Source organism: Parapedobacter koreensis (assembly GCF_900109365.1).
In the GTDB taxonomy this organism is placed as follows: Bacteria; Bacteroidota; Bacteroidia; order Sphingobacteriales; family Sphingobacteriaceae; genus Parapedobacter; species Parapedobacter koreensis.
On sequence record NZ_FNZR01000009.1, the window covers coordinates 126595 to 151428 of the forward strand.

At 51.6% G+C, this 24834-nt stretch carries 13 protein-coding genes; 11 read left to right on the forward strand and 2 right to left on the reverse strand.

Going from position 1 to position 24834, the window contains the following annotated elements; all coding sequences use genetic code 11:
- The first annotated feature begins 12 nt into the window (after nt 1-12).
- From BMW65_RS19185 to lipA, 9 genes are all read left to right on the forward strand, one after another.
- The gene (locus BMW65_RS19185) at nt 13-1524 is read left to right on the forward strand and encodes a RagB/SusD family nutrient uptake outer membrane protein (protein ID WP_090607923.1); all 1512 of its coding nucleotides are present in this window, start codon (nt 13-15) and stop codon (nt 1522-1524) included.
- 27 nt (nt 1525-1551) lie between these two features.
- Complete coding sequence (locus tag BMW65_RS19190) at nt 1552-2790, forward strand: glycoside hydrolase family 88 protein (protein WP_090607925.1); 1239 nt, start codon at nt 1552-1554, stop codon at nt 2788-2790.
- Between the two features lie 125 nt (nt 2791-2915).
- Complete coding sequence (locus tag BMW65_RS24770; RefSeq protein ID WP_317040495.1) at nt 2916-6497, forward strand: alginate lyase family protein; 3582 nt, start codon at nt 2916-2918, stop codon at nt 6495-6497.
- A gap of 106 nt (nt 6498-6603) precedes the next feature.
- Nucleotides 6604-9729, forward strand: a complete 3126-nt coding sequence (locus BMW65_RS19200) for a SusC/RagA family TonB-linked outer membrane protein (protein WP_090607927.1) — start codon at nt 6604-6606, stop codon at nt 9727-9729.
- 12 nt (nt 9730-9741) lie between these two features.
- On the forward strand, nt 9742-11394 hold the full coding sequence (locus BMW65_RS19205; RefSeq protein ID WP_090607929.1) for a RagB/SusD family nutrient uptake outer membrane protein: 1653 nt from the start codon (nt 9742-9744) through the stop codon (nt 11392-11394).
- 18 nt (nt 11395-11412) lie between these two features.
- Nucleotides 11413-11928: a hypothetical protein gene (locus tag BMW65_RS19210; RefSeq protein WP_090607931.1), complete on the forward strand. Its 516-nt coding sequence runs from the start codon at nt 11413-11415 to the stop codon at nt 11926-11928.
- Nucleotides 11928-13151: a glycoside hydrolase family 88 protein gene (locus tag BMW65_RS19215; protein ID WP_090607932.1), complete on the forward strand. Its 1224-nt coding sequence runs from the start codon at nt 11928-11930 to the stop codon at nt 13149-13151. Before BMW65_RS19210 ends, BMW65_RS19215 begins: the two co-directional genes overlap by 1 nt.
- Nucleotides 13152-13188: 37 nt before the next feature.
- Nucleotides 13189-17421 (forward strand): hybrid sensor histidine kinase/response regulator transcription factor, encoded by a 4233-nt coding sequence (locus BMW65_RS19220; protein WP_090607934.1) that lies wholly within the window; start codon nt 13189-13191, stop codon nt 17419-17421.
- Nucleotides 17422-17498: 77 nt separating this feature from the next.
- Nucleotides 17499-18380 (forward strand): lipoyl synthase, encoded by an 882-nt coding sequence (gene lipA, locus BMW65_RS19225; RefSeq protein ID WP_090607936.1) that lies wholly within the window; start codon nt 17499-17501, stop codon nt 18378-18380.
- Nucleotides 18381-18390: 10 nt separating this feature from the next.
- On the opposite strand, the gene BMW65_RS19230 is transcribed toward lipA, so the two are convergent.
- Together BMW65_RS19230 and BMW65_RS19235 are read right to left on the reverse strand one after the other, a co-directional pair.
- The gene (locus tag BMW65_RS19230) at nt 18391-19272 is read right to left on the reverse strand and encodes a bestrophin family protein (protein WP_090607938.1); all 882 of its coding nucleotides are present in this window, start codon (nt 19270-19272) and stop codon (nt 18391-18393) included.
- A gap of 30 nt (nt 19273-19302) precedes the next feature.
- Nucleotides 19303-20493: an MFS transporter gene (locus BMW65_RS19235; protein ID WP_090607940.1), complete on the reverse strand. Its 1191-nt coding sequence runs from the start codon at nt 20491-20493 to the stop codon at nt 19303-19305.
- Here BMW65_RS19235 and BMW65_RS19240 point away from each other — a divergent pair.
- The gene (locus tag BMW65_RS19240) at nt 20476-21039 is read left to right on the forward strand and encodes a methylated-DNA--[protein]-cysteine S-methyltransferase (protein ID WP_245747695.1); all 564 of its coding nucleotides are present in this window, start codon (nt 20476-20478) and stop codon (nt 21037-21039) included. The genes BMW65_RS19235 and BMW65_RS19240 overlap by 18 nt on opposite strands.
- A gap of 409 nt (nt 21040-21448) precedes the next feature.
- Nucleotides 21449-24754 carry a UvrD-helicase domain-containing protein gene (locus BMW65_RS19245; protein ID WP_090607941.1) on the forward strand — a complete coding sequence of 1102 codons (3306 nt, stop codon included), beginning with the start codon at nt 21449-21451 and terminating at the stop codon, nt 24752-24754.
- The last annotated feature ends 80 nt before the right edge of the window (nt 24755-24834 follow it).

Consider the following 24834-nt stretch of genomic DNA (forward strand, 5'->3'; position numbering starts at 1 on the left):
ATAACGAAAAAAATGAAACGCATTATAACCTACTTATTTATCATTGCGACTGCGTTGGTACCCGTGGCCTGTACTGACTTGGAGGAAAACCCACAAGGTATCTTGGCACCCGAATCATTTTTCAAGACCCAGGCTGATGCCGAAGCTGCGGTGATGGGTGGGTATTCCTGGATAGCCAGTGAATACCTGTATGGCCGTAGGCTACTGATTGGACTACAGCTCCTGAGCGATATGTGTGACATCGGCGATATCGGTACCGCTTCCGAACGGGTACAAATGAATAACTTCCAGACCGATGGCAACAATGGAATTGTGACTACGCTTTGGCCCTATTTTTATCAGGTGATCGGCGCCGCGAATGCAGCCATAGACGGTATCCCCGCCGTCAGCATGGACGAAAACTATAAAAACCAGTTAATCGCTGAGGCAAAGATGTTGCGTGCCTTATGTTACTACCATTTGGTGCAGCTTTGGGGTGACATCCCTTACATCGGAGCATTTGTTTCCGACCCCAGTCAGATTTCGTCTATCTCGAAAACGCCGGCAGCAACGATTTACCAGCATATCATCGCCGATTGCGAAGACGGTATGCAGTACCTGCCCAACACGTATACCAACAACATCAGGAGTAGGCCCACGAGAGGCACAGCCCAGACGCTGCTGGCTTCCGTATACCTCACCATTGGCGATTACGGCAAAGCCCAGCAACATGCCGAGGACATCATCAGTAACGCAGGAACTTATGGATATGGACTGATGGAAGATTACCAAGACCTATGGCGAGCGGATTTGGGCGACCACAAGGAGCAGGTTTGGGCGGTAGATTTCAAAGGGAGTGTGCAGGGCTCCACTTATCCGCAAAATGTTGATTTCATGGCTCCAATTACAGGCGTGCGCGATGCCGACATGAACGGCTGGAGTGTTGTGGTAGCCTCTCCGGGTGTTTATGACAGTTTCGACGACCGGGATTATCGCAAAAAAGTCAGTTTCTTAACGGAAACGCCGGTCAACGGTGTAATGACGCCCTATACCGAATGGCGATGGCCCCGAATACACATTGCAAAGTGGTGCCTGTATCCGGGCGCCAACGCTACCGAAGATGGCACCTTGTCAGATCATAATTACACGATTTTCCGCTATGCAGAAGTCTTGTTGATTGCGGCGGAAGCGATCAATGAAGCACAAGGCGGGCCAAATGCCAGTGCCTATGCATACATCAATGCCGTACGGGCACGAGCCAGAAATTCTGGTGGCACGCCTGCCGCCTTCCCGGCAGACCTGCAGCCGGGCATGTCGCAGGAAGCGTTCCGCGCGGCCGTACGCGAAGAACGGCGCGTAGAACTTGCGTTTGAATGGAAACGATGGTATGACCTCGTGCGCTGGGATATTGCCGAGGAAGCATTCACCGGGCCAGATTCGTACGAACCACGGCCTAATTTCCGAAAGCACCATACTTTGCTGCCTCTTCCACAGGACGAGCTGAACCGGAATCCAAACCTCCTTCCTCAAAACGAAGGATATTGAAACGAATTACGTAGTTAAATACCAACAATGAAAAATAGTATGTTCAGTTTAATATTGGCAATCTTCTTCTGCTCGGTTGACTCATTGGCACAGGAACAAGTGGGACAACGGCTGTCCGAAACATTTGTTAGGCAAAAGCTGGATGACGCCATACAACAATATCGGATACTAATTCCGCAGGTTCCTGATGGATTTTTCCCCAGCACTTATCGCAAGGATGACGATTCATTAGGATTGGTAGAAAGCAAATCATGGGTGTCGGGTTTTTACCCCGGCACCTTACTGTACCTGTATGAATACAGCGGGAATGACGATTTACTCGCGGAAGCTACCAAACGGCTCAACCTATTGGAAAAAGAAAAAAACAACACGGGCACACATGATCTGGGTTTCATGCTTTATTGCAGCTTTGGCCATGCCCTACGCCTTACGGGTAGTCCGGACTACGAGCGGGTGCTGTTGACGGGCGCTGAGTCCTTGGCTTCGCGGTATCATCCGAAGGCGGGCTGTATACGATCCTGGGATACCAATGCCGCAACCGACCAATGGCAGTTTCCGGTCATCATTGATAATATGATGAACCTCGAGATGCTGAATTGGGCATCACGCTTTTCAGGAAACCAAACGTATCAGGTTATTTCCGAAAGACATGCCAATACGACGCTGGAAAATCATTTCCGCGAAGATAACAGTTCCTACCATGTCATCGATTACGACACGCTGTCCGGAAAAGTAAGGCATAAACATACCCATCAAGGTGCCCATCACGAATCGGCATGGGCACGCGGTCAGGCGTGGGGGCTCTATGGTTATACGATGATGTATCGGGATACGCAGAAAGAAAGCTATCGTCAACAGGCCAAAAAAATTGCCGATTTCATCCTCAATCATCCCAACTTGCCGGCAGATAAAGTACCCTATTGGGATCTAAGTATCGCACCGGAGGCCAATACGCCCCGCGATGCTTCCGCCGCCGCCATTACAGCCTCTGCATTATTGGAGTTGTCCGGCTACGTAGCGGAGCAAGAAAAAGAAACTTATGAAAAAGCTGCGGAACAGATGATATTCAGCTTATCGCAAACGCCCTATAGTGTCGAAACGGGCGCTTGCGGAGGATTTATCCTCGACCATTCCACAGGCCACCTACCCGCGAACCGCGAAATTGATGTGCCGCTGTCTTATGCCGACTATTATTACGTAGAGGCGTTGACCCGATATTTACGGATGTTGCAGGGGAAACCGATCATCGCTTATCCAAAATACTGATTGACTGATGGGGGGTATGAACAATTTTCACCCCCTATTCAATCGATTACTACCCCAAAAGATGCTTGCGCCAGCGTATCTTTACGCTTCAATTATGATAACCTGTAACATAGCATTAGTTAATTGTGAAAAGCGCTCGATTCATTACCGTATCTTTACTCCTATTATGCGTTGCCTCTATATCCCTGGCCCAACAAAAACACCGCCTGAATGAAAACTGGGAGTTCGTGCGGCAGGACCTCGGTGGCACCTGGGAGGCTGTAAGGCCTTACAAACCGGGTGATCCGGAAGCTTCCCCCAGTTGGACAGCGGTGACCTTACCGCATTGCTTCAATGCCACGGATGCCGTAGCTCCTGATGTCAATTACTACCAAGGGCCCGGTTGGTACCGTACGACGCTCCCCATCAACAACCCTTATGAAAACGGTCGCGTCCTGCTCCACTTCGAAGGTGCCGGACAAAAAACGGAAGTTTATATCCATACCCAGAAAGTCGCCGAACATGTCGGCGGCTACGATGAATGGACGGTTGACATTACCGATGCTGTCGCGGCATTCAAAACTTCTAAGGCCTTTACCGAACAATTCAACAAACAGGTGCCGTTGGTTATCCGTTGCGACAATTCCCGCGATCTGGAGCTCATCCCATCCGACTTGTCGGACTTCAACCTCTATGGTGGCATCTATCGCTACCTCAACCTGGTGTACGTCCCTGCGCTATCCATAGCTCAGTTATTCGCCTCGGCCACGACGGAGGCCGATGGCACCAACGGCCAGGTCACGCTAAATGCCCGTTTACATAATCCAAGCCAAGTACGGGAAGCCGCTATCACGGCACAACTTGTAGACCCAAAAGGCATGGTCGTTGCAACCCATCAGCAGCACCTCACGGCATTCAACGACCAAATTGACCTCTCAGGGTTCACCGTAAAACGCCCCGCAATGTGGTCGCCAGCGCAGCCACAGCTTTACACTGTCCGCATCGTCGTAGCGTCCGGCCAAGATACCTGCGTCCATACCGAACGCATTGGCTTCCGTCATTTCGAGTTTGCTACCAAAGGTCCATTTTACCTCAACGGCCAGCGACTGCTGCTCCGGGGTACCCATCGCCATGAAGACCATGCCGGTGTGGCTGCAGCCATGACGGAAGACCTGATCTGGCAGGAAATGCACATGATGAAGGAAATGGGCGTCAATTTTATCCGCCTGGGCCACTATCAGCAGTCGCGCATCGTGCTGGAAGCCTGTGACAGCCTTGGCATCCTCGTGTGGGAAGAAATCCCCTGGTGCCGCGGCGGTCTCGGCGGCGAGCAGTACAAACAGCAGGCCCGCCGGATGCTTACCAACATGATTGAGCAACATTACAACCATCCCGCGGTAATTATCTGGGGGTTGGGCAATGAAAACGATTGGCCCGGCGATTTCGAGGTGTTCGATCAGCAGCAAATCCGCACCTTCATGAAGGAGTTACACGACTTATCACACCGGATCGACCCTTCACGCAAGACGGCCATCAGGCGCTGCGATTTCTGTAAGGACATCGTGGATGTCTACTCGCCCTCTATCTGGGCGGGTTGGTACCGGGGTATCTATACGGATTACAAAACCGCTACCGAAGCTGAATTTGACAAGGTTGATCACTTCCTTCACGTGGAATGGGGCGGCGATAGCCATGCCCGGCGGCATTCCGAAAACCCGGACAATGGACTATCAACCGTCATGCACAGCACCACAGCTGATGAGCGGGCGGGCGACGCGTCGCTATTCGGTGGTCCTGCACGTGTATCCAAAGACGGCGACTGGAGTGAAAGCTACATCTGCAACCTCGTCGATTGGCACCTCAAGGAGCAGGAAACCATGCCTTGGCTCACCGGTACCGCCTACTGGCCATTCAAGGATTTCTCCACCCCCATCCGACCGGAAAACCCGGTGCCTTATGTCAACCAAAAAGGTGTTGTGGAGCGCAATTTCAACAAAAAGGAATCGTACTACATCTTCCAGTCCTATTGGACCGAAAAACCTATGGCCCATATTTATGGCCATAGCTGGCCTGTCCGCTGGGGTGAGCAAGGGGAAGAAAAGATGGTGAAGGTCTATTCCAATTGCACGGAAGCCGAGTTGTTTGTCAATGGTGTAAGCCACGGTATCCGTAAGCGTGACAGTCCGGATTTCCCCGCAGCGGGTCTACGGTGGATGGTCGTCTTCCAAGAAGGTGAAAACAAACTGGAGGTCGTAGCGAAGAAAGATGGAATCACCGTGACAGACAGCATCATCCAGCATTACCAGACAGCCAAATGGGATGCCCCATCATCTGTACGGCTTCGCACACTGAACGTCCACGCAGATACGCTAACCATTGAAGCGTTGCTGGTAGACAAAAACGGCGTACCCTGTCTCGATGCCGTAAACAACATCCATTTCTCTGCCGCAGGCGATGGCTACCTGCTTGCTGATTTGGGCACATCGGACGGCTCACGCAAGGTACAAGCCTACAATGGACGCGCCCTCATCCGGCTGAAACGCACGGGCAGCCACGTGATAGCCACCGCCGCTGTCGAAGGACTGGAAACGGCGATATTGCCGCTTCCCACTCCCTATTCACGGGATACGATTGCAGCCACCATCATCCATACCTTGCGGGAGAAAACGTTACAGGACGCCCAATGGGCGCTCACGCAACAACCCGAAACTGTTACCGCCAATATCGCCAAGCGCAGTGCAGGCAGCAAACATGATTTCTACTCGGAAGGCGATTATTGGTGGCCAGATCCCAATAATCCCGATGGGCCGTACATCCGCAGGGATGGGCTCACCAATCCGGACAATTTCGTCGATCACAGGCTGGCCATGATCCGCTTCAGTCGCATCGTCGGGGCGCTGGTGTCTGCCTGGAAACTGACCGGCGACGAACACTATATCCGTCATGCCCTCCAGCATATCATAGCATGGTTTATCGACCCGCGCACCCGGATGAACCCTTCCCTGCTTTATGCGCAGGCCATCAATGGGCATGTCACGGGAAGGGGAATCGGCATCATTGATACCATCCACCTTATCGAGGTGGCTCAAGCCTTACGGTTACTGGAAGAAGCCGGACTACTGGATGACGATATCCTGCATGGCACAAAAAAATGGTTCAGCGATTACCTCTTCTGGCTGTCCACCCATCCCTACGGGATTGAGGAGATGAATGCCAAAAATAATCATGGCACATGCTGGGTAATGCAGGTAGCCGCCTTTGCCCGCTATACACAAAACAACGTCTTGCTCCGCCGATGCGCCGAACAGTATAAGACCGTTCTGCTGTCCCAGCAAATGGCAAGCGATGGAAGTTTCCCACTCGAAACCGAACGTACCAAACCTTACGGGTATTCACTGTTCAATTTGGACGCCATGACGACGATTTGCCATTTGCTGTCAGACAACGGAAACAACCTCTGGACGTACCAACTAGACGACGGCCGCTCCATTGAAAAAGGAATCCATTATATGCTTCCGTATGTACAGGATAAAAACAGGTGGCCGTATAGCCGGGACGTCATGTATTGGAATGAATGGCCCGTTGCTCAGCCGTTCCTGTTTCTGGGCGCGCTTGCCTACGGCCATACGGAGTTGTTGAACACCTGGGTTGCATTAGAGCACCGCCCATCGGAAGACGAAGTCATTCGCAATCTACCCTTGCGTTATCCCCTGTTGTGGCTTCCTTGAACATTTTTTACCCCACTTTCAAACAATAATTACCCCATGGGGCGCGTCGCCACCCCTTACTTTTGCTCGCTGTAACTATTTTATAAACTCATATAAACCTATACAGATGAGCATACGTTCTACAACAAGACGAAGCTACGCCTTCGTAATCACACTGCTGGTTTGTTGGGCAAGCATCGCCTACCCACAGACGCCCATTACTGTGACAGGAAAAATCACTTCCCAAGATGGGACACAGGCGTCCGGTGTCAGTGTATCCGTTAAAGGCACGAGTACAGCTGCCGCATCGGACGCCGAAGGCAACTACCGTATCAACGCACCGGGCAACGGCATCCTCGTTTTTACGCAACTGGGCAGTGTCTCGCAGGAAATTCCAATCGACAACCGTACCGTTATCGACGTCACATTGGCAGAAGACGTCTCCACGCTCGATGAAGTAGTGGTGGTCGGGTTTGGTACACAGAAAAAAGTGAACCTGAGCGGCGCCGTAGCCCAGGTAACCGGCGCGGAGATTGCCAATAGACCCACACCCAGCCTTACCGGCGCCCTGCAAGGTGTGCTGCCGGGTGTTACGGTTATCCGCGGCAGCGGCCAGCCTGGCGATGAAGGATTAAATGTACGTATCCGCGGTTTTACCTCGGCAAATACCGCTCAAGCCTTGGTGCTTGTAGACGGTATCCAAATGGACATGAACCTATTGAATCCCGACGATATTGAGTCGATATCGGTACTAAAGGATGCTTCGGCGAAAGCCATTTATGGCGCACGGGCCGCAGCCGGTGTCATCCTCATCACCACCAAAAGGGGAAAAGAAGGCCGCACCCGTATCAACTTCAACAATTATTATGGGATAAACATTACCGCCCGCCAACCCCAGCGCCTCAACTCGTGGGATGAACAAACGCTCATTGACGAATCCCGTTTTAACGCCACAGGTACCCCTGAGTTCAGCGAGGAGCAAATTGAATGGTTAAAAAACCCAAATTTCTCCTATCGGCCCAACCCTGCACAAGATCGCTGGGAATATTTTGACAACAACAACTGGCTGAAGGAAGGCATGGACAAGGTCAATACCATGCAAAACTACTCCCTCTCCGTAGGAGGTGGAACCGATCGGCTCAATTACCTCGTCTCCGGAAGTTACTACCAGCGTGACGGGGTATTGCGTTACGGCCCTGACGACAATTCCCGCTATAACCTGAAAGCCAATATCAATGCGGAACTGAACAAATACCTGAGCGTGGAAGTAGTTGCGGGTTACATCGGCTCTTATATCAACCGGAATGCCTTCGGAACCGAACAAATCATCAATCGGCTATATCGAAGTAGGACGCGCCAAAGCCTGTATACACCCGAAGAGGACATGACCGGGCAGCCTTACAACGGCGACCTTCAAATCAATCCCGTTGACATCCAGAAGAACGGCGGCTTGGAAACACGCGACTATGAGACTTTCACGGGTAGGCTGAACCTCAAAGTAAAAAACGTCGTGAAAGGACTCACATTGGATCTGGTAGGCTGGCGAAACCAGGACTATTATTCCATGGAAAACAATAGACGGAGCATTACGTGGTGGGGTCGGACAACCAATACCACTCGTTTCCAGGTAAACGTACCCAACAGCATGAGCATGACCAAAAACCGGGGTTACCACAACAACCTGCAAGGCTACCTGACTTACAACCTCCAGTTGGCTGACAGCCATAATTTCACGCTGATGGGCGGCGCGTCGTTTGAAGAATACCGCAAGGATGAATTTGGAGCAAGCGCTCAATCCATGATTACAAACGATTTCTTCAGTTTCAACTTTGCGGACCCGCTCACCAAAACCAACCGCGATTTGGTGGAAACCTGGGCTATGGGTTCTTTTTTCGGGCGGTTGAACTACAACTTCCGGGAAAAGTACCTGTTTGAGGCTTCTTTCCGCTACGACGGCAGCTCACGCCTGGCACCCGAAAACCGCTGGGAGATCTTCCCCTCATTCTCCGCTGCCTGGCGTATTGACCAAGAAAACTTCATGCAGGACCAATCCGTTATTTCTGCACTTAAGCTTCGGGGGTCATGGGGGCGGTTGGGTAACGGTTCTGTCCTAGGATTGTACGACTATATTCCGTTGCTGATTAGCGGATTGACTGTGACAAACCAATCGAATTTGGTTTTCAATGACTTACGGACGCAATACTTTTTCCAGAACACCTTGGCCTCACCCCAAAAAACCTGGGAAACCGTGCAGGAAGCCAATGTCGGTATTGATGCGGGTTTCTTGCGGGATCGATTGACACTCACCGCCGATTATTACGTAAACCGCAATAAAAATATGCTGGCCCAATTGAATGTACCGAATATCATTGGTGTAGGTGTATCCAGCGTGAACATCGGCGAGCTGAAAAGCTGGGGCTGGGAGCTGGATGTCAAATGGCGCGACAACATCAATAACCTGGGCTACCGCTTAGGGTTCAACATTTCGGACAATCAGAATGAGTTGGTCAAATACGATGGCCGCAATTCGATAGGCAACGGCGGAGCCGTTAGTCTTCTGGAAGGTTATCCCCTCAATAGCGTATGGGGCTATCGTACCGATGGTTATTTCCAAACACAGGAAGAATACGATGCCTACAAAAGCAATGTATCCACGCCATTCTTTCCCGGCAACGCGGGCGCTGGTGACGTAAAATACCTCGACCTGAACGGCGATGGCGTCATCTCCGCAGGCGAAGGCACACCCGAAAACCCCGGCGACTTGGTTTACTTAGGCACCACCAATGCTCGTTATACCTATGGACTGGATCTGGGGCTCAATTGGAAAAATTTCGACCTGTCCGTCTTTTTCCAGGGAGCGGCCAAACGGGCATTCCTGATTGATGAAGGCACGCTATCTCCCATGCTGGGTACGGCCGACATGCCGTGGACTATCCATATGGATCGGTGGACGCCCGAAAACCCCGATGCGCTATTCCCACGGATGTACCAGACCAGTGCACATAACTTCCGGCCTTCAGACAAGTGGGCGCAAAATGGCAGCTATATCCGCCTGAAAAACGTGCAACTGGGTTACAACATCCCGATAAACCGCAGCTATGTGCAGCAGATGCGGGTCTTTTTTTCCGGCCAGGACCTTTGGGAATACACCAAGGTACTGAGTGTCTTTGATCCGGAAGTAGGAAATAACGTAGAGGCTACAGCCTATCCGTTCTTCCGTACCCTTTCCTTTGGTTTAAATGTCACCTTCTAAGTTGAAAATGTCATGAAAAGAATCATTCATAATATCCTGTTTTTATCGAGTCTAGCGATTTGCTTCGGCAGTTGCAGCCTAGATCGGTTCCCCGAGAGCGAATTTTCAGATGCCGATTTTTGGAACACCGAGTCAGATCTGATAAACGCTGCCAACCGACATTACCAATTGCTTGCCGGTTTTCAGTTAGACAGTCGGGCTGAAGACAACGTCAATCAGACGCCCAACCAAACAAGCAACGGAAGCCGTACCATTCCCAACACGAGCGACGACTGGAACCATCCCTACCGTGATATTTTCACGGCCAATAATATCCTGGAAAAAGGCGGCAGAGCGCAGGTATCCGAAGCTGTCCGCAATCGCTACTTCGGAGAAGCGCGTTTTTTCCGTGCTTATGCGTATTTCAGGTTGGTACAGAAGTATGGCGACGTTCCCCTCTTGCTGGAAACGCTGGACATCACCGATGAAGCACTGAACATGGGCCGTACACCCAGGGCTGAGGTGGTACAGGCCATCTACGACGACCTGGATTTCGCCGCGCAATGGCTTCCCTCGCGCGACGAACTGCCCGCCGCACAATACGGGCGCGTGACCAAAAGCACCGCCTGGTCGTTGAAAGCGCGTATCGCCTTATATGAGGGCACGCGGGCTAAATTCCACAACGACGGTGATTGGCAGCAACACCTCACCTTGGCGGTGCAGGCAGCGAGTGAAGTGATGGGGCAAGGCCATGTTCTGTATCCAGACTACGGCGCGCTCTTCCAGCACGAAGCCGAAGGGCCCAACAACACGGAAAACATCTTCGTCAAAATCTATGGCGTCAGCTCGGACAACCTCATCGTGGGGCACAACACGTCCCGCGATATGGAAAACGGCCGCAATGCGCCCACACGCAACCTCCTGCGCCAGTACCTCTATGCCGATGGCCTGCCTGCATTCACCGCCGAAAACACGCCATCCAATACGCGGTCTGTGTTCTTTGTAGAAGAAAGTGAGGAGACGAGCTATAACACCATCTTCGAAAACCGCGATCCGCGTATGAGCATGACCCTGTTCCGCGCCGGCGAAGAAGCCTACCTGGGGCCCTGGATCCCGCGCACATCCCTTGGATCACGGTCGGCCTATGCCGCCAAAAAAGGATTCAGCATTCTCGATAGGCAGGTAAACGGCGCAGCTACCGTGGATAAAATACTCATCCGCTACGGCGAGGTATTGCTCACGTATGCCGAAGCCAAGTATGAGCTGGATGGCGCTATCAGTGATGCCGACCTCGATCTCACCATCAACGCCTTACGGCAACGTGCAGGTTTTGACGCGCGCCTTACGAATGCGTTTGCCTCGGCCAACGGATTGGACATGCGCGAAGAAATACGCCGGGAACGTACCGTGGAGTTGGCGTTGGAGGGATTCCGGTATGACGACCTTATACGCTGGAAAACCGCCGAGAACCTGCTTCCCAGCCAGTTGCTGGGAGCCAAGTTCAATGCAGATGAATGGTTGGGAGCTGATCAATCCAGCCTCAACCTCAACGAAAATGAAATCCTCATTGTCGAAGATACTAACGTCCGCGCATTCAACCCTGCACGCGACTACCTCTACCCCATCCCGTTCAATGAAATTACCCTGAGCGGAGGCAACGTGATACAAAACCCCAATTGGCAATAATCAAAAAGATAGACAACCATGAAAACACGAAATATATTCATTACCTTGCTGCTGCTATCCAGCGGATGGTTCTTTGCCTGCGAGGATAAGGATTACCCTGCCGGACTTCCGGAATATGAACACCATTACTATATTGTGTACGTACCCAACAACAACAGCGGCGTAACGATCAATAGGACACAAACCGATTTGGTCAAATTTCCCGTTCAGTTTTATTCCGAATTTACACGCAATTACGATGCGGTGGCCCACTATGCCGTGGTGACGCCTGATGTACCCAATCCGGCTGTGCTTGGCGAAGACTTTCAAATCGTGGACAGGGATGGGAATACCATCCAGCCCAACAGTCAGGGAAAATTTTCCCTGACATTCCCACAGGCCAGAAAAGCAACGGATACGGTGTATGTGAAGCTCCTCAATAACCCCGAGCCGGGAAGCCGTGTGGTTGAAATCAACTTCGAAGACCACATTACGCCGGAGTACCGGGTCGATATTTTTTCCACCGCTTTCAGGCGGACGTTAACCATAGATTGATGCAACACCTCATTAAAACAAGTTTAATCTCCGGATTGCTGCTCCTGTCCCGCATCGGCGTTTCCCAAGACCTCGATGTGGGGCGGGTAATCCGTTTCAGTGAGGGCCAAATAGGACTCCTGCTGGAAGAAACGCGGTTGCTGACTTCTTCGGACGGACGGGTATCCCCGCGTACGCTGGATGCCGACGGCCGGTTACACCTGGTAGCACCCACCGATTGGACCAGTGGCTTTTTCCCGGGTATCTTGTGGCAGTTGTACGCCTTTACGGAAGCCGATAAATGGCTGGATGCCGCCCGGGAAATGACCACCAAGCTGGAAAATGAAAAATTCAATGGCCGCACACACGATATGGGATTCAAAATCTACTGCAGTTATGGACAGGGCTATCGCCTGACGGAAGATCCCCGCTATCGGGACGTAATCGTTCAGGCCGCACGAACTTTGGCTACGCGTTTCAATCCCAATGTCGGCTGTATCCGCTCCTGGGACCACAATAGCCACCGCTGGGATTTTCCCGTGATCATTGACAACATGCTCAATCTCGAACTGTTGTTTGCGGCTACCAAGCTTACCGGCGATTCCTCATTTTATTACATAGCTGTGTCCCATGCCAATACCACCTTGAAGAACCATTTCAGGCCGGATGGCGGCTCCTACCATGTCATCGACTACCATCCTGAAACGGGCGAGGTAGCACACCGCAATACCCATCAGGGATATAGCGATGAGTCGACCTGGGCGCGTGGACAGGCTTGGGCGCTGTATGGCTACACGATGTGCTATCGCGAGACGAAGGATGAAAAATACCGGCATAAAGCACTGGCCATTGCACAATGGCTGATGCGGCATCCGCACATGCCCGCGGATGGCGTCCCTTACTGGGATTTCGATGCTCCAAAAATTCCCGATGAGCCACGTGACGCTTCAGCTGCGGCCGTTATCGCCTCGGGCCTGTACGAACTCTGTACATTCACCACCGATTCGCTGGCATTGAAGCAATACGCAGACCATGTAGTCCATAGCCTTGCTACCCATTACAAAGCCGATGCCGACACCCATCATGGATTTGTATTGCTGCACAGTACCGGCTCCAAGCCGGCAGGTTCAGAGGTGGATGTGCCCCTCGTCTATGCCGACTATTACTTTCTGGAAGCACTTTCGCGCAAGCAACGGTTGGAGCGGTCAGGCGATCCTTCCTTGGCGTTGCTTTTGACAAGATAATTGTTGATATTGCGGGCTTTTAACAAACCAATTGACCATGCGGATAAGTCCGGCTAACTTTTTAATGCTTGCCCTTGTACTCCTTACGGGCCAGTTGCTCTTTGGTCAAGCGACTGACAAAAACCTGCGGTTTACACGTATTGGCTTGAGGGACGGCCTCTCACAAAGCAGCGTCTTCTCCATCTGTCAGGATTACCTGGGCTTCATGTGGGTGGGTACGCGTGACGGGCTTAATCGTTATGACGCTCGCAACATCAACATTTACCGCAACATTCCCACCGATAGCGCATCGTTGACAGACAATTACATCCTGTCGCTCCTCGAAGACAGCAAAAAGCGCCTGTGGGTCGGTACCGCTGCCGGGCTCAACCAATATGATCGGCAACGTGATCGGTTTGTACGGTTTCCCTTAGCCAATAACCAATCGGGAAACACCACGTCCGAGCCTATCATATCGGCTATTGTCGAAGACCGGCATGGCCGCGTGTGGGTAGCGACTTCTCACGGGCTATACTGTTGGGACGAGCATGCTGATGCACAACAGCTTATACAAGTATTTGATGCCAACATGTACAGCAATCGGGGAGTCCCGCTGGGCAGTAATAATGTGCAGTCTTTCTATGAAGATGCGACAGGTAACATCTGGCTTGGTACAGTAAATGGCGTGCTGATATTTGCACCGTATCAGTCACGCCAGCCATTACGGCTCGCTAAACATTTTCGCCGCGTTCCCGGGGAGCTCAATAGTGAAGATGTACGGGTGGTACAGGAAGTGGGCGATGGCATCTTCTGGATGGGCACCAAACAGGGTGGCATCAATGTGTATGACACACATACAAAAACCTTTACCTACCTCCAACATCAACCGGATGCCAACGGTCGATCCTTGGCCAACAACGACGTGCGAAGCATCATCAATGATCGCTTCGGCGGCTATTGGATTGGCACCATCAATGGCCTCAATTATTACACCGAGGAAACGGGCTTTACCACGTACACGGCAAATGACCATGACCAATTTTCACTCAGCAACAATTCCATCCGGCCCATCTTCCAAGACAAGCGGGGTTCTGTTTGGATCGGGACCTATTACGGTGGGATATGCGTGTACGACCGGCATATTCCCGTTTTTCAGAACTACGCACACAGTCCCTATGTAAGTAGCCTCAGCTATAATGTCATAAGTGGCCTACTGGAAGACGAGGCCCACAACCTTTGGATAGGTACGGAAGGCGGTGGCCTGAACTACATGGATCGTGCCGGCAACGTATACAACCATTTCAAGCACGACCCCAAAATACCGGGTTCGCTGAGCCACAACCATGTCAAGTCGTTACACCTAGACAGACAGGGCAACCTTTGGGTAGGTACCTACAACGGCGGGCTTAACTTGCTGACAAAAGGGACATCCTACTTCCAGCATATCAAGCACGACCCTGCAATCGCTCACTCCTTGTCAAACAACAACGTCTATGCCATTAAAGAAGATGCACAGGGTAATATGTGGTTTGGCACTTATGGCGGTGGCCTGAATCTCAAAAAAAATAGGGCCGGCATGCACTTTGAAAGCTACCGCGCAGGAAAAACGGGCCGCTACCACATCAGCTCCGATCTGGTAAGGACCGTTTTTATCGACAGCCGAGGCAATCTCTGGGTCGGTACCGAAGATGGGCTCAATCTCCGACGCGCAGGATCGGATCAGTTCGAGGTATTCCGTTTTTCGCTGGATGATCCGGGCAGCATCAGTGGCAATATCATCATCAGTATATTTGAAGATGCTGAACATCGGATATGGTTTGGCACTTACAAAAACGGGCTCAACCAGTACCACTACGATACCGGAACCTTTACCCACCTAACCGAGGACGACGGCTTGCCGGGCAATAATATCTTCGGCATATTGGAAAACGAGGGACTGCTATGGCTGAGCACAAACAATGGCATCTGTGCGTTTGATCCCACGTCAGGGGATATCAAATCATACAATACCAAGGATGGCCTGGGGGGCAATGAATTTTCCATCGGCGCGTACTGCAAGACCTCAGACGGCCAACTTATATTTGGTGGCTCACACGGGATTACCTGCTTCAATCCACACGATTTCAGCGCGAGCACATACGTGCCGCCTATTATCTTTACGGATTTCCGCCTTTTCAATAAACCCGTCACCCCCGGCGGCAACAGCGTGCTGAGCAAGCCAGTGTCCATGACGGACACCATCGTGCTCTCCCACGCCCAAAACATTTTCACAGTGGAGTTTTCGGCCATCAATTACGTGCTTCCCGAAAAAAACAAATATGCCTACCGACTGGAAGGCTTGGAAAGCGAGTGGAACTATGTCCAGACGCCCACGGCTACCTATACCAACCTCGATGCCGGGACGTATACGCTCCTGGCCAAAGGAGCGAGCAACGATGGCATCTGGAATGAGGTGCCTGCCCGCCTTACGATTAAGATATTGCCTCCGCCGTGGAAAACATGGTGGGCTTACCTTGGCTATGCCTCATTAGTGGCCGTAGGCATTTATTTGATTATCCGGTTTACCAAAATCCGGAGCCGTCTTGAACATCAACTGGAACTGGAACACCTGGAAAACGAAAGGCAGCGGGAGATCAACGAAATCAAGCTCAACTTTTTCACCAGTATTTCCCATGAATTCCGCACGCCGCTCACACTGATCCTCGCGCCTGTACAGCACCTGCTCACACATGCAAAGCTGGAAGAACACGCACGGACGATGATGAGCACCGTCAAAAATAACTCGTTGCGGCTGCTCAACCTGATCAACCAGTTGCTGGACTTCCGCAAGCAGGAAAGTGGGAATTTCCAGCTTGCCGTGACAGCCCATGACCTGGTGGCATTCGCCGACCGCATTGTCGCCGAATTCGGCCCCTATGCCGACGAACAGCACATCCGTTTTGAATACCGTAAGCCGGCATCACCCATTGACGTGTGGTTTGACCCCGATCAATTAGAGAAAGTGGTGTACAACCTCTTATCAAATGCCTTCAAATTCGCGCCTGTCGGCGGCAACGTTCGTTTCAGTATTGAAAAAATCGGCGCCTCCGAAAAATACAGCCAAGGAGCAGCCGTCCTGCGGGTGTGGGATAATGGCGAAGGAATACCGGGCGATAAGCTGGCTTCCATCTTCGAGTTTTATTACCAGCTTCGTACAGGCGGCGAGCAGCACCGGAGACACCTTGGTTCGGGCATCGGACTGGCACTTGTCAAAAACATTACGGAATTGCATGGCGGAACGATTTATGTAGACAGCCAATATGGCGAAGGAAAACCTACTTACACTTGCTTTACTGTTGAGCTACCATTGGGTGATACGCATTTCAACGGGGAGAACGTCATACGCCAACCGATCGAAACATCCGAAAAGGCAGCAGTATCCGATTCGGAAAATACAGCAGACGGCGATACCTACCCGGCGATTTCGGTAGCTATTGCCGAGCAGACCAGCGTACATCAACCGATTATCCTCGTGGTAGAAGACAATACAGAGATACGCACGCTGATTGCTCAAGCATTGCACGGCACATATACGGTATTGCAAGCGGCCGACGGGCACGAAGGGTGGCAGCTCGTCCAAGCCAAATTGCCCGACCTCGTGATTTCCGATATCATGATGCCGGTAGCAGACGGCATATCGCTGCTTAAAAATATCAAGCAGAGCGTGGAAACCAACCACATTCCGGTCTTGTTGCTCACGGCGCGCACATCGATTGAAAATGTGGTTGAGGCACTGCAATACGGAGGCGACGACTACATCACGAAGCCCTTTCACCTCGACGTATTGACACTGAAAATCCGCAATAGCCTTGCCGCGCGCGAACGCTTTCGCAAGAAATTTATCCGGGATTATGTATTGACGCCCCGGCAGGTTCTTGATGAACCGTCGGCAGACCGACGCTTTCTGCAAAAAGTTATCCAGCTTATTGAAGATAATCTCTCGGAAACACAATTCAACGTCAACAGATTGGCCAGCGAGCTGGGCATGAGCCGCCCCGTATTATACCGCAAGCTGAAACAAATGACAGACCTAAGCGTCATTGAACTTATCAATGTCCTACGGCTCAGAAAAGCGGCACAACTGCTTGCGCAAGGCAATCTCCCGGTAAGCCAAGTAGCTTATCACGTTGGCTTCAGCGATCCCAAATACTTTGGAAAATCATTCAAGGCCTATTTCGGGAAATCGCCAAGCGAATACGCGGCGCTGGATGCCACAGCACAGGAAGGTTTACTCTCCAAGGAACCGTATTGAGCATTGCCCCGTTTTATGAGACAAAACCAACAAATGCCCGTACCCAAATTTCAAGATTAATCCCTAACTTTGCCTTTATGATTGAACTTCCTGTCATCCCAGCACACCAATTGCAGCGCAAGCCCGATTGGTTGCGCGTCAAGCTACCGGTAGGCAAAGAATATAGGCATGTCCGCGGATTGGTAGATGAACATAAGCTCCATACCATCTGCGAGAGTGGCAACTGCCCGAACATGGGTGAGTGCTGGGGCGCTGGCACGGCTACGTTCATGATATTGGGCAATATCTGCACACGTTCCTGCTCATTCTGCGCCGTGGCTACAGGAAGACCGTTAGCAGTCGATCTGGATGAACCCAACCGGGTGGCTCAATCGGTGAAGCTCATGCAGGTAAAACACTGCGTGATTACCTCCGTAGATCGCGATGACCTTAAAGATGGGGGATCCACCATTTGGGCGGAGACGGTCAATGCCATCCGTCGCGAAAGTCCCGGTACTACGCTGGAAACCCTCATCCCCGATTTCAAGGGGCAATGGGATAATTTGGATCGTATACTTGCCGTACGGCCGGAGGTCGTATCGCATAACCTGGAAACCGTGCGCCGCCTCACCCGTGAGGTACGTATACAAGCCAAATATGATCGCAGCCTGGAGTGCCTGCGCCGCATTTCAGCTGCCGGGCTGCGCACCAAATCAGGCATTATGCTCGGCTTCGGCGAGACCGAGGCTGATGTCATCGAGGCAATGACGGACCTTTATGAAGCTGGCGTGCATATCCTTACCCTCGGTCAATATTTACAACCCACCAAGGCACATCACCCCGTAGTGGAATGGATTACGCCCGACCAATTCAAATATTACCAAGAGATAGGGCTACGCATGGGCTTTAAGTACGTAGAAAGCGGCCCGCTGGTACGATCGTCTTACCACGCCGAGAAACACTTATTTGATATGCAATAAGCGCCGCCTCTCAGCGGATGATTTCCGCTACATGTTTATTGATATTCTCCGCGATCTTGTCGATGGGCAGGTCATCCGGATCTTCCCCAAATGGATCTTCGATGGATTCGGCAATGATTTCCAACGATGCCATCACATAAAATACGAAGGGCACGGCCGCTATCACAAAATAACCCATTGAAAACACATAACCCAGCGGCAGCGTGACGACGTAAAGGATGATAAACTTCTTGATAAACGAGCTATATGACCAAGGTATGGGTGTATTCTTTATCCGCTCGCAAGCCCCACAGACATCGGTCAATGCCAGCAGCTCGTTATTGACCACAATCAACTGGTCGCCTGTGAGCAGCCCTTCCTTATACAACCGATTGGCACGGCTGTACATCAGCGCAGCCACCTGATTGGGACCGTGCTTGCGATTGTCCAACCCCTCAAATTCGGGATGGTGTTTCTCATCCAGCATAAATTTCGTCCTATTCGAACGCAGGTGCTCAAATAAGGTGTGCGCATACATGGCGATGGTTTTTCGGAAAAAGTCCCGGCTGGCCTCATCCTGCGGCGTAAGGAATGCATTTAGCTTGATGGCCATATTGCGGCTCGCATTGGTAAGTGCACCCCATTGCTTCCGTGCCTCCCACCAGCGGTCATACGCCGTGTTTGTGCGGAATACCAGTAAAATGGACATCACAAATCCCAGCAAATTGTGCAAGATGGTGATGTTTCTTACCCAACTCCGTTCAGAAAGTTTCAGGTATTCCAGTTCCCAATAAGCAATCCCTCCTGAATACAGCCCCATAAGCAATAGCAAGGGAAATAGCTTACGTATCGTATCCGATTTATGCAGCGTAAACGTGGCGTGGAACCAGTCTTTGGAACTATAAACAATCATAATGCAAACATAGCGAATTGGTAGGATTCACTATGTGGTTATTTTTTCTTGACCGTCGCTGCGCCGATAATTCAGCAAATATAACCAAGCCATAACAGCAATACCTGCAGTTCCATATAAAATAAAGGGTATACGGATAATCACATCGTGGTATATCCAGCCCGCCATCAGCGCTCCCACGCCAATGCCTGCCTCCAGCGCAATGTACATGGTCGCCATTGCCTTGCCACGATGTTGGGGATGGCTAAGGTCTATCGTCCAGGCATTCACCGCCGGAGAGAGGATACCCGTGGCAATACCATAGATGGCAGCCCCCACCATTAACCAAAACAGGCTATCACCCCATCCCAGCACACACAACGACAGTACCAGAATGACGAGTCCGTACTTGATGATCACTACCCGGCCATACCGATCGGACAGCCGCCCGGCGACAAAACGAATCAACAATGAGGCAACCGTAAAAGCAACAAAAAACAATCCCCGGTTAGTCACGCCCAAATGGCCCGTCCAATCGGGAATCAAGGTGAGAATGACACCATAAGCCACGTAAGACAGCAGCGTGACGACAGCTGCCGGCATCACTCGGCTATCAATAATGTCCGTCCGCGCGATACGGAAAGATGACCACCGTAGCCGCTGCCGTTGCTGCTGAGGCAGTGTCTCTTTCATGTTCATCAAAATGACGATGGAAAGCAGTGCAAAAGCCGACGAACAGTAAAACAAAGCGTTGATGGAATAATATTGACTGATAGCACTGCCTACCGCAGGGCCGATAGCCATCCCCATGCTAAAGCACAGCCCATGAATACCCGCAGCCTCCCCCCACCGCTCACGTGGCACGATATCGGCTACATAGGCGGCCGTAGCGGTAGGCTTGAAACCCGTGGAAAAACCATGAATAAGCCTTAAAAACAGGAACCCCGCTACGCTGCCCAACACGGGATAAAGAAATCCGCATACAAAGCATACGATAGAACCCACAGCCATCACAGGCACCCGACCAACCGTATCGGTCAGCTTCCCGCTGAATGGCCTCGATATCCCGGCCGTAAGTGTGAAAAGCGCGATGATAAGCCCCTTGTATTCTCCACCGCCCAAGCTACTCAGGTACGCGGGCAACTCCGGTATCAGCATGTTGAAGCTCGCCGAAAACAGCAGGGAGCTGAGGCAAAGCAAGGCAAACGGGACGTTATAGATGGGATGCGAAAGGTGCTGCATGGTGGCGGCAAAGTTAAGGAAATCATCCAGCAACCTGACGGAATTTCCGTATCATTGCATATGGAATATCAAGAAGCCTTCCTGCGCACGCCCCTCGGCATCACGGCCATTAAAGGTCATGCACATGGCCTTGTTTCCATTTCCGTTTTAAACACAAGTGCTGTGGAACCTACTGCTGCTATCCCTGATGATTTGAGACCAGCCGTGGAACAACTACGGGAGTATTTTGCAGGTAAGCGCAGCGCATTCGATCTTCCATTGGATTTCAAGGGCACAGACTTCCAGCGGCGTGTTTGGCTAGCGTTGTTGGACATTCCCTTTGGAAAAACCTGTTCTTACTTAGAACTTGCCAAAAAACTCGGCGACGTGAAAGCTATCCGTGCGGTGGCCGCAGCCAACGGGCAAAACCCCTTTTGGATTGTCGTGCCCTGTCATCGGGTCATTGGCAGCGACGGCTCGCTCATTGGCTATGCAGGCGGGCTGTGGCGCAAGAAGTGGTTGTTGGAACACGAAAGTCCATATAAGCAACAAGCGCTGTTTCCATAAAGAAGAAGGAATAAAAGGCTTGGAAATATATCCAATCTTCCTTAACTTAGCACTCAATCCTATCTATTAACCTTTTCCGTAAGCTTTTTATAACCTGCCCGTACCAACGTCGTACCTGCTTCATACCTTATTCGCCGTGAAGGCATATTGTATTCACCATGCATCCAAGGTGAGTCCAGGTTTTTCCGCAAAAAGGTGGACTCACCCTGGACTCAAGGTGGACTCACCCTGGATTCACTCCGAAGCAAGTACGAATAGGGTATCTAGTCGGTTCGGACGTAACCGAAGAAAAGTAGGGAATATATGAATCGAAAAAGCATAGTAGGTTTTGGTGAGACAAATATAACCAATTTCTTTGATATCCCCGTTTAATTCATAAAATTGCTATCTTCATCCCTGAAAACACGCGATGATGCCCACTGTACCACCACTGAAAATACTCAAAGCCTCGGCTGGTTCCGGTAAGACCTTCAGCCTTACGGCACATTACCTCACGCTGTTGTTTTCGGGTGAAAACAAATACCGCGAGATACTCGCTATTACCTTTACCAACAAGGCCACGGCCGAGATGAAAGGCCGGATATTGGAAGTGCTGGTGGCACTGGCCACGGGAGATGGCCAACAGGAAGACCATGCCTCCGGCTACCGCGAAATCCTGCTAGGAGCCTATCCCCAATGGGATACCTTCTTCCTACAACAGCGTGCGGCGGAGGTATACCGCAAAATCCTGCATGACTACAGTCGCTTTTCGGTGAGCACGATCGACGGTTTTACGCAAAAAGTCATCCGTGGATTCACATTTGAACTGGGCATCGATGCCGGATACAAGCTGGAGATGAATATCCGTAAGGTGAAAGCCGATCTCGTACTGCGCCTCAACCGTTTGCTCGACGAACGGCCCGACCTGCTGCAATGGATTATGGACTACGCACAGACGCGGATAGATCGGGATGAAAACTGGAATTACCGTTGGGCGTTAAGTGACCTCGCCTCGGAAATTTTCAAGGAGGATTTCCAGGACTTTGATAAGGCGGTGTCCGACATCCCCGAACAGGAACTTTTCGCCAGCTTAGACAGCTATTGCAAGGAAACCGTCAAACAGTTTGAAGAGGCGTTTGAGCAGCAGCTCAAAACAGCAGCCGACACCTTTGCGGCATCAGGCGTAGATGTGATGGACTTGGCCGGCAAATCGCGCAGCCAATTGGGCAAGTTGCCGAGTCTCTCCGCCCAAAATCCTTATGACACCATCAAAAAGCTCGAAAAATACATCCATATGCCGGATGAATGGCAGAAAGGCAGGCTGTCCGGGCAGATGGCCGTGTTATACCACGATTTGAATCCCCTACTCGAACATTTGTATACGCTATATACCGAACGAAGCGGAGCATATTACCTTGCCAAAGCTATCGACGAAAACCTGTACTACCTGCGCTTGCTCAAAGAGATGAGTACCTTGCTGGCCGAATGGCGCAGGGATAATGCGGCACAGCTCATCAGCGATGCGCAAATCCTGCTCAACAACATCGGCACCAACGAGTCCGGCGATCCGACTTTCATCTGGGAGAAGACCGGCAACCGCTTCCGGCATTTTCTCTTTGATGAGTTTCAAGACACTTCCCGGAAACAGTGGGACAATTTGCGGCCCCTACTCATCAACGCCATGGGCAATGCCTCCGGTAAACGAAGTGAACATCTCATCGTGGGCGACGTGAAACAAAGCATCTACCGCTGGCGCAATGGCGATTGGCGCATCCTGCTCGACCGCGCAGAGCAGCAAATCGGTACGGCATTCAACACAGCTTACACTTCGTCTCTCATCGAAAGTGAAACACTGGAAGTCAACTATCGCAGCCATGAAAACATCGTGGCTTTCAATAACGCCATTTTCGATCATGCGCCTAAATGGTTGCAGCAACGGCTGAATGACCATATCTTGAACGAGCTGGGCGAAGAACAATACGAACGCTGGTGGAAAACCTCCGGCAACCACGACACCATCGTCCGGGCCTACCAAGACAGTCGCCAGCGCTTGCCGCCGACCACACAAAAGAAAGGCGGCACGGTGCAAGTAGATTTTATCGACGTGGAAAGCAACAACCACCGCGCCAGCGCGGTGAAGGAAGAGGCTTTGATCCGTTTTGCGGATACGCTCTTGGAATGGGTGTCTTCGGGCACTTACCGCCCTGGCCAAATCAGCATCCTCGTACGAACGAACAACGAGGCCCGCGAAGTCATCCAATACTTGCTCGATCGGCAGCGGGAATCCTCCGTTACCTTTGACGTCATCTCGGGTGATGCGCTGGCCTTGACCAACCATCCTGCTATCCGGCTGCTGATCGACACCCTGCGCGCACTGGTGGGCAAACTGCCCGATGCGGTGCTGTACATGGCCAACTGCGTCCACCTGTATAACCAACTGCTGCGCCGGGAAACGGTCTCGCCGGATGAATGGGTGCGGCTAAGCGCCTGTAAGCCGGCCGAACTGACCGGACTGCTGCCGGAGCCGCTGTGCAGCAATTGGGAAATGTGGGCTCAGCTGCCGCTGGCGGAGCTCATCGAATCGCTCATCGTGGCCTACAGGCTCCAAACGAATGACGAAAGCATCCCCTATCTCCTGGCTTTCCGTGACCTCGTTGCCGCATTCACCGCCAACGGCGAACGCGGGATACCGGCATTCTTAGCTTATTGGGAAGAGGAAGGGATCGACAGGGCCCTTCCTGCCACTGGCCAAGCCGATGCCGTAGAAGTGCTGACCATCCATAAGTCTAAGGGATTGGCATTTGATGTGGTCATGATTCCGTTTTGCAGTTGGCCCATCGATGGACGCACCAACGGCAATTTTTGGGTAAGTACGGAAGACACCCCTTATGCTCTTTTACGCAAAACACCGGTGAAGTATAAAAGCGATCTCGGCAAGTCACGTCTCTATCAGGCATATTTTGAAGAGATGCTGTTCAACTATATGGATGCCCTGAATACGCTCTATGTGGCGACCACCCGAACACGCAAACACTTATACATCACGGCACCCGGTAAGAAAGGCACCGGAGAGATCAATGCTTTACTTGCCGGCGACCTGCTCCTGGAAGTGCTGCCCGGTATCGAAGATGAGTTGCACACCGTCTTTCATGGCGGCATACAACTGGGAGACACCCCAGAACTTATCCACACGGAGCATAAGCCTGGCCGAACTGGCTGGTCATTTAGTCACTATCCCGCTTCCGCCCGCATGAAGGAAGAGTTGGCTCGACCGGAAATACAGGCCGAACTGGACATCGTGCGGCTGGATGCAGCTAAACGCCATGGGCAACTGCTGCATGAGCTAATGGCAGATACGGCTTCTGCCATGGAGCTGGAAAGCCGATTGGATGCCCTGCAAGCGCAGGGATTGCTCCGGGAGGAAGAACGTGCGGACGTACTGACCCTTGCTCAAAACACGTGGAGCCACCCGCAATTGGCGCAGTGGCTCAATGGCGATTATGCACACTGGAATGAGCGGAGTATCATCCTGCCCGGTGGTAAGACATTGCGCCCGGACAAGGTCTTGGTACGCCCCGATGAAACCATTGTGCTGGACTTCAAATTCACCCAACATGAAGATGAAGCGCACCTCAAGCAGGTGGTCAACTATCAGTTGCTCCTCCGTGAAATGGGTATGCCCAATGTAAAAGGGTATGTGTATTATGGAGCGCTGGAAAAGTTGGTGGAGGTGTAATAGCATGTTAAAACAATGGACAACCTTTTAAAATACATTCATTCGCTAACAGATTTTTCTGACGAAAGCTGGAATCTACT

Excerpts from the sequence above, each read along its gene's own strand:
- BMW65_RS19185 (WP_090607923.1), top strand. The coding sequence starts at position 13 with ATGAAACGCATTATAACCTACTTATTTATCATTGCGACTGCGTTGGTA.
- BMW65_RS19190 (WP_090607925.1), top strand. The coding sequence starts at position 1,552 with ATGAAAAATAGTATGTTCAGTTTAATATTGGCAATCTTCTTCTGCTCG.
- BMW65_RS19200 (WP_090607927.1), top strand. The coding sequence starts at position 6,604 with ATGAGCATACGTTCTACAACAAGACGAAGCTACGCCTTCGTAATCACA.
- BMW65_RS19205 (WP_090607929.1), top strand. The coding sequence starts at position 9,742 with ATGAAAAGAATCATTCATAATATCCTGTTTTTATCGAGTCTAGCGATT.
- BMW65_RS19210 (WP_090607931.1), top strand. The coding sequence starts at position 11,413 with ATGAAAACACGAAATATATTCATTACCTTGCTGCTGCTATCCAGCGGA.
- BMW65_RS19215 (WP_090607932.1), top strand. The coding sequence starts at position 11,928 with ATGCAACACCTCATTAAAACAAGTTTAATCTCCGGATTGCTGCTCCTG.
- BMW65_RS19220 (WP_090607934.1), top strand. The coding sequence starts at position 13,189 with ATGCGGATAAGTCCGGCTAACTTTTTAATGCTTGCCCTTGTACTCCTT.
- lipA (WP_090607936.1), top strand. The coding sequence starts at position 17,499 with ATGATTGAACTTCCTGTCATCCCAGCACACCAATTGCAGCGCAAGCCC.
- BMW65_RS19230 (WP_090607938.1), bottom strand. The coding sequence starts at position 19,272 with ATGATTGTTTATAGTTCCAAAGACTGGTTCCACGCCACGTTTACGCTG.
- BMW65_RS19240 (WP_245747695.1), top strand. The coding sequence starts at position 20,476 with ATGCGAAAGGTGCTGCATGGTGGCGGCAAAGTTAAGGAAATCATCCAG.
- BMW65_RS19235 (WP_090607940.1), bottom strand. The coding sequence starts at position 20,493 with ATGCAGCACCTTTCGCATCCCATCTATAACGTCCCGTTTGCCTTGCTT.
- BMW65_RS19245 (WP_090607941.1), top strand. The coding sequence starts at position 21,449 with ATGATGCCCACTGTACCACCACTGAAAATACTCAAAGCCTCGGCTGGT.